This is a genomic window from Pseudonocardia kujensis, from assembly GCF_021283305.1.
Taxonomy (GTDB): domain Bacteria; phylum Actinomycetota; class Actinomycetes; order Mycobacteriales; family Pseudonocardiaceae; genus Pseudonocardia; species Pseudonocardia kujensis.
On record NZ_JAJSOK010000030.1, the window covers coordinates 25,620 to 41,093 of the forward strand.

Here is a 15,474-nt window from a genome sequence, read left to right on the forward strand (position 1 = left end):
GTGCCCGAGATCTTCAGGCTGCCGGACGTCGGCGAGGGGCTGACCGAGGCCGAGATCGTCGCCTGGCAGGTCGCGCCCGGCGATCCCGTCGCGGTGAACCAGGTCCTGGTCGAGATCGAGACGGCCAAGGCGGTCGTCGAGCTGCCCTCGCCGTTCGCGGGGACCGTCCACGAACTGCTGGCCGAGCCGGGCGCCACGGTGCAGGTCGGCGAGCCGATCATCGCGGTCCAGACCGCCGGGAGTGCGCCCGGACCGAAGCCGACGGAGGCGCCGACGGAGGCGCCGACGGCGGCTCCGACGGGGGCTCCGGCGGAGGGCAAGGGCGCGCTGATCGGCGAGGCCGGCGCCGACGGCCGGATCGCCACCCTCGTCGGCTACGGGCCGCGGCAGGGCACCGCCCGACGGCGCCCGCGCAAGGGGGCGCCCGGCGCCGCGGCCGCGGTCGCGGAGCCGGAGGTCGCGCCGGTCGTCGCCGGGGAGGAGGCGGTGGCGCAGGTCGGTGCGGAGGCCGCGGCGGCGTCCGCACCCGGGCTCGACGAGCCGGTGCGCCCGAGCTCGCTGGTGCCCCTGGCCAAGCCGCCGGTCCGCAAGCTGGCCAAGGACCTCGGCGTCGACCTCCGGGCGCTCGCCGGGTCCGGCCCGGGCGGCGTCATCACCCGGGAGGACGTCCGCGCCGCGGCGTCGGCGCAGGCGGCCGCCGGCGACGCGGCCCCGACGACCGAGCCGGTGACCCAGCCGACGACCGCGCCGGTGACCGCGCCGCCGGCCGAGCCCGCGGGTGCTCCCGCGTCCGGCGGGGTGCGCCGGGAGCCGATCCGCGGCGTCCGGAAGGCGACCGCGGCGGCCATGGTGCAGTCCGCCTTCACCGCCCCGCACGTCACCGAGTTCCTGTCCGTCGACGTCACGGAGACGATGGCGCTGCGGGACCGGTTGCGCGCCTCCCGGGCGTTCGCCGACGTCAAGCTCACCCCGCTCGCGTTCGTCGCCAAGGCGGTGTGCCTCGCCGCCCGCCGGACCCCGGCGGTCAACGCGAGCTGGGACGAGCCGGCGGGCGAGATCGTGTACTACGACCACGTCCAGCTCGGGATCGCCGCGGCGACCCCGCGCGGCCTGCTCGTGCCGAAGATCCGCGACGCGGACCGGCTCGACCTGCACGGCCTCGCCGTGGCGCTCGGGCAGCTCACGGAGACCGCGCGGGCGGGGAGGACGGCCCCGGCGGACCTGGTCGGCGGCACGATCACGATCACCAACGTCGGGGTGTTCGGCGTCGACACCGGCACGCCGATCCTCAACCCGGGCGAGGCCGCGATCCTGGCGGTCGGGTCGATCAAGCCCGCCCCGTGGGTCGTCGACGGGGAGCTCACGGTGCGGACGGTGTGCCAGCTGGCCCTGTCGTTCGACCATCGGCTGGTCGACGGCGAGCAGGGCTCGCGCTTCCTCGCCGACGTCGGCGCCCTGCTGGAGGACCCGGCCACCGCGCTGCTCTGGTAGCCGCCCGGGCGCTCCTCCCGCCCGGCGGGCCGTCCGGTTCCCGGAACCGGGAGAAAACTCGCGGTCCCGTGCGTTGGACGGGTATGCCGTTCGTGCTGCTGTACCTGGTGGTCGAGATCGTCGCCGTGGTCGCGCTGGGCTCCTGGATCGGCGCCCTCCCGACCCTGCTGGTGCTGCTCGCGGGCTCCGTGCTGGGCCTGTGGCTCGCCCGCCGGGAGGGGGTGCGGGCCGCGCAGGCCCTCGCCGAGGCGGCGCGGAGCCGCCGCGTCGCCACCTCGGAGACCACGGACGGGATGCTGGTCGCCGTCGGCGGCCTGCTGCTCTTCGTGCCGGGCCTGGTCACGGACGTGCTCGGCCTGCTCCTGGTGCTGCCGCCCACCCGGGCGCTGGTGCGTCGCCGGCTCGTCGCGTCGACCGAGCGCCGGCACCCCGGCCTGCGCACCGCGCGGATCCGCAGCGAGGGCACGGTGATCGATGCCGAGGTCGTCGACGTGCAGCCCGGAACCGGCACCGGTACGGACACCGGGACGCCGCGCCGGCCCGCCGGGCCCCTGGTCATCGAGGGGACCGTCGTCGACGGCCGCTAGACGGCCCCTGGACCTGCCGGCGCTACTCGGCCTCGGAGGTCAGGAAGGCGACCGTCACGGGGCCGCCGTCGTTGTGCAGGACGGCCGCGCCGCTGCCGGTGAGCAGCAGGCCGACGGCCGCGGTGAGCATGGCCCGGGCGGTCGCCCGCAGCCCGGCCCGGCGCCTCGGTCCGGGGCGCATCCGCAGTTCCTGCCGGGTGCGTCGCGTCAGACGGTGCCGTCCCCCTCGAGAACCCACGCTGTCCTCCCGTCGATCACGGAGTGACTAGTCCGAACGAGTGTCGGACCCGCGACGGGAACTGCGCTACTCGGACGCGCCGATTCACCCGTTGGAACACGTATTCGGCCGGAACTGCGCCGTTGTCACGAGCCGACCAACGTCCAGGTCGTGGTGCAGCGCGCGGTGACCCGCACGGGCTCCGGCTCCAGCCCGAGATCGGCGACGTCCGGGCCGCCCTCCGCCCGTGCGGCCCGCATCGCCATCATCGGCGCGGGCCCGTGCTCGGCCGCCTCGCTGAGCCGCACCAGCCGGCCCAGGCTCCCGCCCAGCGCGGCGGCGTAGCCCTCGGCCCGGCGGCGGGCGTCGGCCACCGCTCCGCGCTGGGCCTCCGCCAGCACGGCGTCGGGGTCCGCGAGCGACCAGGACGGCCCGGACAGCGAGGCCGGCTCGGCGCCCAGCAACAGCGACAACGCCTCCTCGAGGACACCGGGGTCGTCGACGCGCACCTGGATCGCCTCGCTCGCGCGGCACCCGGCGGGCTTCGATCCCTTGTACTCGGTGTGCACGGACACCCGCCGGCCGCGCACCGTCAGCCCGGGCAGCCCGAGCGCCTTCTCGGCGGCGGCGACCCGCCGCCCCAGCTCCTCGACGGCGGCGGTGCGGCTGCGCCCCCGCGCGTCGAACACCACGGAGAGCTCCGCCCGGTCGGCCGTGTGCTCGACCCAGCCGGTGCCCTCGGTCACGATCTCCGGTGCGCTCTCGGTCACGTCCCCGAGCCTCCCAGATCGCGGGCGATCGCGACGTATTCCCGACTCTCGGCTGCACGCTAGACGGAGGCAGACACACCGATGGTTACCGTGGTGCGGTGCTCGCTCCCCTCCGGCGCCTGAGCCGGTCGGTTCGCCGCGGCCGCTCCGACGCGCCCGGCCCCACCATCGACCTCCTCGGCCGCGGCGGCCTCGTCGCCTACGGCCTCGTGCACCTCATGGTGGCCTGGCTCGCCGTGCGGATCGCGATCGGCCTGCCGGAGGGCTCGGCCGACGCGCAGGGCGCGGTCGCGGAGATCGCCACCGGCGCCGGCGCCGTCGGCCTCGTGGTGGCGGTCGTCGGGCTCGTCGCGTTCGCGTTCTGGCAGCTCACGGCCGCCGCGTTCGGGTTCCGCTGGGTGTCCGGCGGCGAGCGGGTGCGCAAGCGGGTCGGTGCGTTCGCGAAGGCGGTGACGATGCTCGGGCTCGCGGCGGTCGCCGTCGCGTTCCTGCGCTCCGGGCCGCGGTCCGGCGACGCGGGGGCGCGCGACGTCGTCGCGGACCTCCTGCTGCTCCCCGGGGGCACGCTGCTGGTGGCGGCCGCGGCCATCGCGATCGGGGTGATGGCCGTGACCATGACCTACACCGGGATCCGCCGGACCTTCATGGGCGATCTCGACGTCCGGCGACTCTCCCCCGCCCTGCGCCGCGTCGTCGAGGTGGTCGGCATGGTCGGGCACCTCGCCCGGGCGCTCGCCCTCGGTGTGGTCGGGGTGCTGGTGTTCACGGCCGCCGTGGCGTCCGACGCGCGCCGGGCCGGCGGGCTCGACGCCGCGCTGCGGGCCCTGGGCGAGACGCCGCTGGGCATGTCCCTGCTCGTCGTCGTCGCCCTGGGGTTCGGCGCCTTCGGCCTGTACTGCGTCGCCGACGCGGCCCTTCGTCGAGCCTGAGCGGGCGGTGTCTCGTCTCGGCGTTAGACGGGCGCAGACCGGCCGATCGACGACACGCCATCGCCCCGGATAGCGAAATCTAGGGTCTGCGCGAGACGCACGGATACCGTGCGATCCATGGATCCGGTGCGCAATCCGTTCGCTCCCGGCGCAGGTCAGCGGCCCCCGGAGCTGGCGGGCCGGGACCGCGAGGTCGACGCGTTCGAGATCGTGCTGGAGCGGGTCTCGCGGGGCCGCCCCGAACGCAGCCTCGTGCTCACCGGACTGCGCGGCGTCGGGAAGACGGTGCTGCTCGGCGAGCTGCGGTCGATGGCCGTGCGCGCCGGCTGGGGGTCCGGGAAGATCGAGGCCCGGCCCGACGCCGACCTGCGCCGCCCGCTCTCGGCCGCGCTGCACCGGGCGATCCGCGACCTGGCCGTGCAGCACCCGCGGCAGGAGCGCGTCGACGAGGTGCTCGGGGTGCTCAAGGCCTTCGCCCTGCGCGCCTCGCCCGACGGCGCACGGATGCGGGAGCGCTGGCAGCCCGGCATCGACGTGCCGGTCCGCAACGGCCGCGCCGACTCCGGCGACATCGAGATCGACCTCGTCGAGCTGTTCACCGAGGTCGCGGAGCTGGCCAGCGAGGTCGCCACCGGGATCGCGATCCTCATCGACGAGATGCAGGACCTGCGACCCGACGACGTCTCCGCGCTCTGCGCCGCCTGCCACGAGCTCTCGCAGTCCCGGATGCCGCTGGTCGTGGTGGGTGCCGGGCTGCCGCACCTGCCGGCGGTGCTGTCCGCGTCGAAGTCCTACTCGGAGCGCCTGTTCAAGTACGCCCGGATCGACAAGCTGGACCGCGAGGACGCCGACTTCGCCCTGATCGCACCGGCCGAGCGCGAGGACGCCGCCTTCGACGCCGAGGCCCTGGACCAGCTCTACGAGCGCTCCGGCGGCTACCCGTACTTCGTGCAGGCCTACGGCAAGGCCGCCTGGGACGCCGCGCCGACCAGCCCGATCCGGGCCGAGGACGTCGCGCTGGCCGCGCCGGAGGCGGAGGCCGAGCTGGCGGTCGGGTTCTTCGGGTCGCGGTACGAGCGTGCGACGCCCGCGGAGCGTGAGTACCTGCGCGCGATGGCCGAGCTGGCCGAGGGGACGGACGAGCCCGTCGTCACCTCGACGATCGCGCAGCACCTGGAACGCAAGCCCTCCTCGCTGTCCCCGGCACGGGACAGCCTGCTCAAGAAGGGCCTGGTGTTCTCGGCCCAACGCGGCCAGATCGCCTTCACCGTGCCCCACTTCGGCCGGTACCTGCTCGCCTCCACCTGACGCAGCGCTGCGCCGAACGAGTGAAGAACGTCTTTCGGCACCGGGGGCGTAACGCCCGGCCGGGGGCGGACGAATCCTGGGGTAGCCCCGTGGCGCTGTCGGACCCCCGACCTGGCAGCTCCACGGGGTCTCCACGTTCCCGGGCGCGACCTCGGGCGACCCGCGGGACCCGTCGCCCCGCCCGACTCGTCCCCGAGACGACACCGCCGGGTGACGGTGTCCGCGCTGCCCGTAGCATCACCCCGGTGCCGGACCCGAAGTTCGAGATCCAGATGCTGCACGACCGCGTCATGATCAAGGTTGTGGAGTCGGCGGGCGAGCGGCGGAGCTCCTCGGGAATCGTCATCCCGGCCACGGCCCAGGTCGCCAAGCGGCTGATCTGGGGCGAGGTCTTCGGCATCGGCCAGCACGTCCGCAGCATCAAGGTGGGCGACCGGGTCCTCTTCGCTCCCGAGGACCAGTACGAGGTCGAGGTCCAGGGCTCCAGCTACATCGTGATGCGCGAGCGCGACCTGCACGCCGTCGCGACGGAGCGCACCGAGCACGGGACCGGCTTGTACCTGTAGGCGCGTGGCGCGTGGCACGACCGTCCCGGGGCACGCGGGACGGTGGACATCGGTGGGGAAGGAACACGGCCTGATGCCCGAGCGGCAGCCCTCGCCCGGCGAGGTGGACGAGCAGCGCACCGGCGGCGGGGGGAACGCCGCCGGCTCGGTTACGGACGGCCCCCGACCGGCCGCGGGCCCGCGCACGGACAGCCCGCGCGGCGACGCGTTGTTCTCCCCGGCCCCGCGGCCCACGCCGCAGGCCCGCGAGCAGGGCGGGGAGGGCGCCGGCGCGACCGGCGCCGCCGCGACGGCCGTCGAGCCGATCACCCGGCCGTCGCCCCGCCCGAAGGGTGCGGCGGGCGAGGGTGCCGAGGCTCCGGCCGCGACCTCCTCGTCGAACGGGAACGGCACCGCCGGCGACGGGAACGGCGTTGCCCACGAGGCGAACGGAGCCGTGCCCGGGGCGGGGAACGGCGCCGCGAACGGGGCGGGCGCGAACGGTGCCGCTGCGGGTCTCACCCGGGCGACCGGCACCGCGGCCGCTGGGGACACGGCCGCCGGGACCGGCCCGGGCGACGACACGAACGGTGCTGCCGCGCAGGCGACGGGCCCCGGGTGGACCGCCGCCGCGGACTCCTCCGGGATCGCCGCGGGCACGCCGGCCCCCACCACGGCGACTCCGACGCCGAGCGCGGGCCCCGCGCCCGCGGCGAACCAGCAGGCCGCCGGCTCCGCACCTGTGCCGGACACGCAGGCCACCGGCCCTGTGTCCGCGGCGAACGCGCAGGCCCCGGGCACGGACGATGCCGGCTCCGCGGTCCCGGCCCCCGGCTTGGCCCCGGCAGGCACCCCGATCCCCGCCCCGACCCCGGCCGACGCGTCGAGCGCCGACACCGCCACCCCGCCGGCAGGCGACCAGCCCGCCCCGGCCGGCTCGACCGGTACTCCCGGCTCCGCCGACGAGCGCCCCACCGCCGTCCACCCCACCGCGACCGGCTGGAGCGCCGAGGACACCCAGGTCCTCCCCCGTGCGGGTGCCACGGCGGCCGTCGACCAGCCGACCCGGCGCCTCGGCGCCCAGCCGGTCCGACGACCCGGCGCCGCGGCCGGTCCGGCCGACCCGCCGACCGAGCAGTTCCGCATGCCGACCGGCGGCGCGACGGCGCCGACGCAGACCTCCGGGACCCCGCCGACCGGCGATGCCCCGGCCGGTTCCGGCAAGGGCGGTGGCGGCCGCAGGAAGCCGCTGCTGATCGTCGCCGGCGTGGTGGCCGTGCTCGGCCTGCTCTACGTCGCCGACCTGGTGGTCTCCGCCGGCAACGTGCCCCGGGGCGTCACGGTCGCCGGGCTGGAGCTCGGCGGACTCTCGAAGGCCGACGCCCGGCAGCGCCTGCAGGACGCGATCGAGCCGCGGTCGTCGCTCCCGGTCCAGATCACCGCAGGCCCGGTGCAGAGCCGGATCGACCCGAAGGCCGCCGGCCTGGAGGTGGACTACGAGGCCACCATCGACCAGGCGGGCGAGCAGCCGCTCAACCCGATCACCCGGATCACGTCGTTCTTCTCCGAGCACGAGGCCGGCGTGATCAACAAGGCCGACGAGCGGTCGGTCACCACCGCGCTCGAGCAGCTCAAGCCGGTCGTCGACCAGGCCCCCGTCGAGGGCAACGTCCGTTTCGAGGGCACCACCCCGGTCGCCGTCCCGCCGGTCCCGGGCCAGACGCTCGACCTGGCCGCCGCCGTCGGGGTCCTGGAGCGGGAGTGGGCCTCGGGTGCCCCGGTCGCGCTGCCGCTGATCCCGCAGCCGACCGTCACCACCGACGACGACGTCCAGCAGGCCATCGAGAAGGTCGCGAAGCCGGCCGTCTCCGCGCCCCTGACGATCAAGGGCGAGGGCGCCGACGCCGTCCTGCAGCCCGCGGACATCGCGACGGCCCTGACCTTCCGCGCCGATGCGGCGGCGAGCCCCAGACTCGTCCCGGAGATCAACGACGAGGCCCTGAAGGAGGTCGCGTCGCCGCAGCTCGCCGCGACCGAGAAGCCCGCCCGGGACGCGAGCCTGGACTTCTCCTCCGGCACCCCGACCGTCGTCCCCTCGCAGGACGGCCGCGGGATCGACTACGACAAGACCCTCGAGAACGTCGTCGCGGTGCTGACCGGGACCGGCGAGCGCAGCGTCGTCGCGGTGTACGCCGACCAGAAGGCCGAGCTGACCACGGAGAAGCTGTCGTCGCTCGGCATCACCGGCGAGATCAGCTCGTTCAGCACCGGCGGCTTCGCGGCCGACTCGGGCCAGAACATCAAGCGCGCGGCCGACCAGATCAACGGCACGATCGTGCAGCCCGGCGAGACGTTCAGCCTCAACGCCAGGACGAACCCGCGCAACGCGGCCAACGGCTACGTCGAGGCCGGCATCATCGAGAACGGCCACTCGGCCCGAGGGATCGGCGGCGGCGTGTCGCAGGTGGCGACCACGCTGTACAACGCGGCGTACTTCGCCGGCATGGTCGACGTCGCGCACAAGGAGCACAGCTTCTACATCAGCCGCTACCCGGTGGCGCGCGAGGCCACGGTGTTCGACGACCTCATCGACCTGAAGTTCCGCAACGACGGGCCGACCGGCGTGCTCATCCAGACGTTCTGGACCCCGTCGAGCCTCACGGTCAAGATGTTCGGGACCAAGCGCTACGAGGTCACCTCGGAGACCGGGCCGCGCACCAACCCGACCGAGCCGCAGACCATCACCGTCCCGCCGGGCCAGGCCTGTACCCCGTCGAAGGGAGCGCCGGGGTTCACGGCCACGGACACGCGGGTGATGCGTAACCTCGAGACCGGCGAGGTCACCCGGAAGACGCGCACGGTCAAGTACAACCCGTCACCGAACGTGATCTGCGGCTGATCCGCCGTCGGACGATCGGGGCGAGCCGCCGTTCAGCCCTCGCGTGATCCGGCTCACGGTTCGTACCCTCCTCGGACAACGACGTCGAGGAACGGGGGCACGGATGCGCATCGCGGACGTCCTGCGGAGCAAGGGGCACGCCGTCGCGACGATCGAGCCCGGGGCCACGGTGACGGCGCTGCTCGCCCGTCTGGCCGAGGGGAACTACGGCGCGCTGCCGGTCGTCGAGGACGGCCGGCTCGTGGGGATGGTGTCCGAGCGCGACGTCGTCCGCAAGCTGCACGAGCAGGGCGCGGCCCTGCTGGAGGTGGCCGTCTCCGAGATCATGACGACCGTGGTGGCCACCTGCACGCCCGAGGACAGCGCGAGCGACCTCGCCGTCGTGATGACCAACCGACGGGTGCGGCACCTGCCGGTCGTGGTCGAGGACGAGCTGCGCGGCATCGTGTCGATCGGCGACCTCGTGAAGGCCCGGATCGACTCCCTGGAGCGGGAGCGCGAGCAGCTGGAGTCCTACATCGCGCAGTAGCCCGTCCGAGGATGCACGAACGGCGCTCTCGCGCGGCAGGGCCGCACGAGAGCGCCGTCGGTGGGGTCGGGCCCCGGTCAGAAGGCGGCCTCGTCCAGCTCCATGAGCGCGTTGTCCGCTGCCTCCACGATCGCCTTCTCGGCGGTCAGCCGCGGCAGGACGGTCCTGGCGAAGAACCGGGCGACGCCGACCTTGCCCTCGTAGAAGGCCTTGTCGCGGGGCGACACGTCGCCGGCCAGGGCGTTCTGCGCGACGTCGGCCTGGCGCAGCAGCAGCCAGCCGACGAGCAGGTCGCCGACGGCCATCAGGAACCGCACCGAGTGCTGGCCGACCTTGTAGAGGTTCTTCACGTCCTCCTGCGACGCGAAGAGGAAGCCGGTCAGCGTGCCGAGCATGCCCTGGACGTCGGCCAGCGCGGTGGCCAGCAGCGCGCGCTCCTCCTTGAGCCGGCCGTTGCCGGTCTCGTTCTCGAGGAACGCCTGGATCTCGCCGGCGACGGCCATCAGCGCCTGGCCGTTGTTCTTGACGATCTTGCGGAAGAGGAAGTCCAGTGACTGGATCGCCGTCGTGCCCTCGTACAGCGAGTCGATCTTCGAGTCGCGGATGTACTGCTCGAGCGGGTAGTCCTGCAGGAAGCCCGAGCCGCCGAGCGTCTGCAGGGACTGCAGCAGCTGCTCCGACGCCCGCTCGGACCCGACGCCCTTGACGATCGGCAGCAGCAGGTCGTTGACCTTCTCGGCCAGCTCGACCTCGCCACCCTGCCGGATCTTGTCCTGGAAGGTGCCGGTGTAGAGGTAGAGCGCCCGCAGGCCCTCGGCGTACGCCTTCTGCGTCATGAGCGAGCGGCGGACGTCGGGGTGGTGCGTGATGGTGACGCGCGGCGCGGTCTTGTCGGTCTGCCGGGTCAGGTCCGGCCCCTGGACGCGCTCCTTGGCGTACTCCAGCGCGTTGAGGTAGCCGGTCGACAGCGTCGCGATGGCCTTGGTGCCGACCATCATCCGGGCGTACTCGATGACCTGGAACATCTGCGCGATGCCGTCGTGCACCTCGCCGAGCAGCCAGCCCTTCGCCGGGACGCCGTGCTGGCCGAAGGTGAGCTCGCAGGTCGTCGAGACCTTGAGGCCCATCTTGTGCTCGACGTTGGTGACGAAGGCGCCGTTGCGCTCGCCCAGCTCGCCGGTCCGTGAGTCGAAGTGGAACTTCGGCACGAGGAACAGCGACAGGCCCTTGGTGCCGGGCCTCGGGTCGAGGCCGGGCGCCTCGGGGCGGGCCAGTACCAGGTGCATGATGTTCTCGGTCATGTCCTGGTCGCCGGACGTGATGAACCGCTTCACGCCGTCGAGGTGCCAGGAGCCGTCCTCCTGCAGCACGGCCTTGGTGCGACCGGCGCCCACGTCGGACCCCGCGTCGGGCTCGGTGAGCACCATGGTGGCGCCCCAGCCCTTGTCGATCATGATCTCGGCCCAGTGCTTCTGCTCCTCGGTGCCGTTGGCGTGCACCACCGAGGCGAAGTTCGGGCCGGCCATGTACATGTACAGCGCGGGGTTGGCGCCGAGGATCAGCTCGGACGCGGCCCACTGCACCGACGGGGGCACGCCGAAGCCGCCCAGCTCGACGGGCAGGGACAGCCGGTACCACTCGCCGTCCCACAGGGCCCTGTAAGAGTCCTTGAAGGACTGCGGCAGCGTGGCCGTGTGGGTCTTCGGGTCGAAGACCGGCGGGTTGCGGTCGGCGTCGGCGAAGGACTCGGCCAGCGGGCCGGTGGCGAGCGCGTTCAGCTCGCTCAGGATGCCCTTCGCGGTGTCGGTGTCGACGCCCTCGAAGGCGCCCGTCCCGAGCTGCTCCTGGACCCGGAACACCTCGAACAGGTTGAACTCGAGATCGCGCACGTTGCTCTTGTAGTGGCCCATCGCGGTGCTCCTTCCTACCGACGGGTAACTCCTGTGCACAGCTTATTACTCGTCGGTAACCACGGCAACCGTCACCGCCTGGCCGGACGCCGATCACACCTTCGTGTCGACCGGTTGTGCACGGAGCGTGTGTGATCCAAGGTTCCACCGGGGCGGATGTGACTCGTGTGACCGCGTGGGTCATCCGGACGGGCAGGGGGCCACGATGGGTCGTCAGCGTGGGGTGACGGGAGCGGTGCGGGGCGACCTCACGCGCCGCGGCTTCGTCCTGGGTGGACTCGCGGCGGGGGTGTTCCTCGGGGCACCGGGGCTGGCCCACGCCGGCGAGATGCCGGCCGGGGATGCCCGGACGGACGGCGTGGCCGCACCGGACATCGTCGACTGCGCGGGCTGGGGTGCCCGGCCGAACAGCGCGATCGTGCCGATCTGGAACCAGCGGCCGGTGAAGATCCTCGTGCACCACACCGCGTCGGCCAACGTCGCGGACATGAGCCGCGGCGGCGCGGACCGGGTCGCGCGCGCGATCCAGAACTTCCACATGGACAGCCGCGGCTGGCTCGACACCGGGCAGCACTTCACGATCAGCCGCGGCGGCTTCGTGCTGGAGGGCCGGCACCGCTCGCTCGAGGTGCTGCGGATCGGGCAGCGCCAGGTCGAGGGTGCGCACTGCACCGGGCAGAACGTCGTGGCGATCGGCATCGAGAACGAGGGCACCTACATCGACCAGGACCCGCCCGGCGCGCTGTGGGACTCGCTGCGCGCCCTGTGCGCGTACGCCTGCAGCCAGTACGGCATCGCGCCGACCGAGCTGTACGGGCACCGCGACTTCAAGAACACGATCTGCCCCGGCGACCGGCTCTACGGCATGCTGCCGCGGCTGCGCAGCGAGGTGGCGGAGGTACTGGGCCGTCGGGTCGAGGAGGCGGACACGCAGAAGGCGAGCTGGCCGCTGCTGCGTGCGGGCGACACCGGCGACGCCGTCCTCGCCGCGCAGTACCTGCTGCGCGACGCCGGGCTGCGCACGAACCTCGACGGCCGCTACACCCCGGCCACCGTCGCCGCCGTGACCGAGTTCCAGCAGGCCACCGGGGCCGAGGAGCCCAACGGCATCCTCGGCGGCGAGTCCTGGCCGGTGCTGGCCCGGACCGTGGACCGGGTCGCGGAACCGGGCTCGGACGCCGCGCGGGCCGTCGAGTTCCTCGCGGCCAACCGGACACGGAGCTTGCGGAGTGGACCATCGGACCGGACACGGAGCTTGCGGAGTGGACCATCGGACCGGACACGGAGCTTGCGGAGTGGACCATCGGACCGGACGCGGAGCGCGCCATCGGGCGGAGCTGCCGAGGCCGTCCCCGACGTCGTCGACCGACCGGCCTGGCAGGACCTGCTCGGCACCTCCGGCGCTCCGGCGGACACCACCTCGGATCCCCTCGGGCCTCCGCACTGACGCCACATCGGACACGCCGTACCTGAGAGCCACCCTCACCCGATCGGTGGGTCGTGCCTGCGCCGATGCGGGGGCGGGGCGCTGGGCCGCTGTGGATCGCTACGCTCGGTCGTCGCACGGTCGGGGGGCCGTAAGGGGGTGGAGCGGTGTCCGAACCGGACGCGGGCGAGGCACTGGCCGGGGCGCCCGCCGCGCGCCGGCTGGTCCGCGCGATCGCCGCGGACCCCGGCGCCGGCACGGTGTGCGACGTCGTCGGGCCCGCCGGGGCCGGCAAGTCCACGACCCTGCGCGCCGTCGCCGCGGCGTGGTCCACATCGGTCACGGTCCCGGCCGAGACGCGAATCGAGGGGGACCCGGACGCCCCCCTCGTCGTCGACGACGCCCACGAGCTCCCCGGGCGCACCCTCGACCTCCTGTGCGAGCGGGCCGCCCGGCCCGGCGCTCGGCTCGTCGTCGCCCGCCGACCCTGGCCCCGCGGCCCGCAGCTGGCCGCCCTCGGCGCCGCGCTGAGCACCCACCGTCCCCCGCTGCTGCTCGGCACGCTCGACCGCACCGGGGTGGCGGCCCGGGCCGCGCGCCTGCTCGGCGCGCCCGCCGCCGATGCCCTGGTCGAGCACGTCCACACGAAGACCGCCGGCCTGCCGGCGCTGGTCGACCGGATGCTGGCCGAGATCGTCGAGCGGATCGGGCCGCAGAACCGCGCCCGGCTGCTGCGCGACACCCCGCCCGGGTCGGTCCGCGTGCCGGTGCCGACCGGGCTGCTCGACCAGCTCGGGCACCGGCTCTGGGCGCTCGACGCCCGGGTGCGGGAGCTGGCGATCGCGGTCGCCCTGGGCGCCCCGCTCGACGCCGAGGTCCTGGTCCCCCTGCTCGGCCTGCTCGACTCCGCGGGCGGGGGCATCGACGAGGTCGACGAGCTCGTGGAGGAGGCCCGCGCCGCGGCCGTCCTCACCCCGTCCGGCGGGCCGGCCCCGCTCGTCACGAGCGCGATCCTGCGCGTGACGCCCGAGGCGCGGCGCCTGGAGATCCGCCGCACGCTCGCCGAGATCGAGCTGGACCGCGGCGGGAGCGTGCTCACCGCGGCGCGCGGGATGCTCGGCACCGGCGCGACCGGCGTCCGGTCCGCCGAGGTCTTCACCGCCGCCGGCGACGAGCTCGCCCGCACCGCCGCCGACGAGGACGCCGGACCCTTCTACGCCGCCGCCGTGGCCGCCGGGGCCCCCGCGCTGCCGCTGGCCTCGCGCCGCGCAGAAGCGGCGATCCGGGCCGGCCGGCTCGACGACGCCCTCGCCGAGGCCGACCAGGTCCTGTCCGCACTGGACCGGGTCGACGTCGACGACGCGCTGCGGGCCGGCACCGTCGCCGCGGCGGTCCTCGCGCACCGCGGCATGCTCGCCCGCAGCGCCGAGCTGTACCGCTGGATGGCCGGGGCGGGGGCACCGACGGCCCTCGCGATCCCCGCCCTCGTCGGCACGGGGGCGCTCGACGAGGCGCGGGCCGCGCTCCGGGCCCCGGCCCCGCCGGCGGTCCCGAGCGGTCCCCCGGCGTCGGCCGGCGCCGTCCTGGGCGCCCCACCCGGCTTCGGCGGCGGCGCGCCCACCGGTGGTCCCGCGCGGCCGCCGACCCTGCTCGCCGGGGCCGAGGAGCTCACCGCCCAGGGGGTGCTCGACTCGGTCACCGGCTCGCCGACGCGGGCGCTCTCCCAGCTCGCGCGGGCTGCCGCACTGCTCGAGTCGTCCACCCGGGCGGCGCTGCTGCCGGACACCCCGGCCGCCCTCGCCGCGCTGGTGGCGGTGCAGACCGGGGAGCTCGACGTCGCGAGGTCGCTCCTGGAGCGGGCCGTCACGGTCCGGCTGGGCGGCCCCGCGGCCGCGGCCCGGCACCGGCTCCTGCTCGGCTGGATCGCCCTGAACCGGGGCGCCTTCGCCTCCGCGCGCGGTCATCTCGACGCGGTGGGCCGGGACGCGCTCGAACCCCGCGACGAGCTGCTCGCCTCCGCGCTGGAGGTCGCCCTCGCCCGCCGCGCCGGTGACCTCGCCTCCCTCATGCCGCTCTGGGGCCGGGCCCGCGAGGCGATCGTGCGCCACCCCGTGGACCTCTTCGTGCTGCAGCCGCTGGGCGAGCTGGCGATCGCCGCCACCCGGCTGCGCGAGCCGAGCTGGGTCCGCCCACACCTCGACGAGGCCGAGGCCCTGCTCGGTCGGCTCGGCAGCCCGCCGCTGTGGGCCGCCCCGCTGCACTGGGCCCGACTGCACGCGGCCATCCTCACCGAGGACCGCGAGGAGGCCGCCGCGCACGCCGCGGCCCTGCAGGGAGCGGCCTGCGGCAGCCGGTTCGCCGAGGCCATGGCCGTCGCGGCCCCGCACTGGGTGGCGCTGCTCGACTCCCGGGTCGACCCCGCGGCGGTCGAGGCCGCCGCGCGCGGCCTGCACGCCGTCGGTCTGTCCTGGGACGGCGGCAAGCTCGCCGGCCAGGCCGCGATCCGCACGGACGACCGCAAGGCGATGAGCGCGCTGCTGACCTGTGCCCGGGCGCTGCAGGGCCAGCAGGCGCCGCCGGCCCCGGCCCGGCCGCAGGAACCCGGCACCGAGCAGACCGGGGCGCCGGCCGGTCCGCCGGTCGAGGACGAGCCCGCCGACGGCCAGCTCTCCGACCGCGAGCGCGAGGTCGCGGCGCTGGTGCTGGAGGGCCTGACCTACAAGCAGATCGGCGAGAAGCTGTTCATCTCGGCCAAGACCGTGGAGCACCACGTGGCCCGGATGCGCCAGCGGCTCGGGTCGACGAGCCGCGGCGAGCTGTTCGCACAGCTCAAGCGGATCGTCGGCTGAGGAGCGCCCCGGGC

12 protein-coding genes are annotated in these 15,474 nt (G+C 74.9%); 9 read left to right on the forward strand and 3 right to left on the reverse strand.

The features are described 5' to 3' along the window. Window positions 1–1,491 (forward strand): dihydrolipoamide acetyltransferase family protein, encoded by a 1,491-nt coding sequence (locus LWC35_RS20975; protein WP_372463076.1) that lies wholly within the window; start codon window positions 1–3, stop codon window positions 1,489–1,491. An 83-nt stretch (window positions 1,492–1,574) separates the two neighbouring features. Then, window positions 1,575–2,078 (forward strand): FxsA family protein, encoded by a 504-nt coding sequence (locus tag LWC35_RS20980; protein ID WP_232871875.1) that lies wholly within the window; start codon window positions 1,575–1,577, stop codon window positions 2,076–2,078. Window positions 2,079–2,100: 22 nt separating this feature from the next. On the opposite strand, the gene LWC35_RS20985 is transcribed toward LWC35_RS20980, so the two are convergent. Next, the gene (locus LWC35_RS20985; RefSeq protein WP_232871876.1) at window positions 2,101–2,259 is read right to left on the reverse strand and encodes a hypothetical protein; all 159 of its coding nucleotides are present in this window, start codon (window positions 2,257–2,259) and stop codon (window positions 2,101–2,103) included. Window positions 2,260–2,441: 182 nt separating this feature from the next. After that, complete coding sequence (locus tag LWC35_RS20990) at window positions 2,442–3,065, reverse strand: SIMPL domain-containing protein (protein WP_232871877.1); 624 nt, start codon at window positions 3,063–3,065, stop codon at window positions 2,442–2,444. Window positions 3,066–3,163: 98 nt separating this feature from the next. Here LWC35_RS20990 and LWC35_RS20995 point away from each other — a divergent pair, with 98 nt between their 5' ends. From LWC35_RS20995 to LWC35_RS21015, 5 genes are all read left to right on the forward strand, one after another. Then, on the forward strand, window positions 3,164–3,994 hold the full coding sequence (locus tag LWC35_RS20995) for a DUF1206 domain-containing protein (protein ID WP_232871878.1): 831 nt from the start codon (window positions 3,164–3,166) through the stop codon (window positions 3,992–3,994). Between the two features lie 117 nt (window positions 3,995–4,111). After that, complete coding sequence (locus LWC35_RS21000; protein WP_232871879.1) at window positions 4,112–5,302, forward strand: ATP-binding protein; 1,191 nt, start codon at window positions 4,112–4,114, stop codon at window positions 5,300–5,302. 245 nt (window positions 5,303–5,547) lie between these two features. Continuing rightward, window positions 5,548–5,868, forward strand: coding sequence for a GroES family chaperonin (locus tag LWC35_RS21005; RefSeq protein WP_232871880.1), 321 nt, complete (start codon window positions 5,548–5,550; stop codon window positions 5,866–5,868). A 73-nt stretch (window positions 5,869–5,941) separates the two neighbouring features. Beyond that, window positions 5,942–8,746: a VanW family protein gene (locus LWC35_RS21010; protein WP_232871881.1), complete on the forward strand. Its 2,805-nt coding sequence runs from the start codon at window positions 5,942–5,944 to the stop codon at window positions 8,744–8,746. A 103-nt stretch (window positions 8,747–8,849) separates the two neighbouring features. Then, window positions 8,850–9,275 carry a CBS domain-containing protein gene (locus LWC35_RS21015; RefSeq protein WP_232871882.1) on the forward strand — a complete coding sequence of 142 codons (426 nt, stop codon included), beginning with the start codon at window positions 8,850–8,852 and terminating at the stop codon, window positions 9,273–9,275. Between the two features lie 77 nt (window positions 9,276–9,352). On the opposite strand, the gene LWC35_RS21020 is transcribed toward LWC35_RS21015, so the two are convergent. Next, window positions 9,353–11,185: an acyl-CoA dehydrogenase gene (locus LWC35_RS21020; RefSeq protein ID WP_232871883.1), complete on the reverse strand. Its 1,833-nt coding sequence runs from the start codon at window positions 11,183–11,185 to the stop codon at window positions 9,353–9,355. Between the two features lie 205 nt (window positions 11,186–11,390). On the opposite strand from LWC35_RS21020, the gene LWC35_RS21025 reads away from it, so the two are divergent. Further along, window positions 11,391–12,632, forward strand: a complete 1,242-nt coding sequence (locus tag LWC35_RS21025; RefSeq protein WP_232871884.1) for a peptidoglycan recognition protein family protein — start codon at window positions 11,391–11,393, stop codon at window positions 12,630–12,632. Window positions 12,633–12,778: 146 nt separating this feature from the next. After that, window positions 12,779–15,460: a helix-turn-helix transcriptional regulator gene (locus LWC35_RS40400; protein ID WP_232871885.1), complete on the forward strand. Its 2,682-nt coding sequence runs from the start codon at window positions 12,779–12,781 to the stop codon at window positions 15,458–15,460. Window positions 15,461–15,474: the final 14 nt, after the last annotated feature.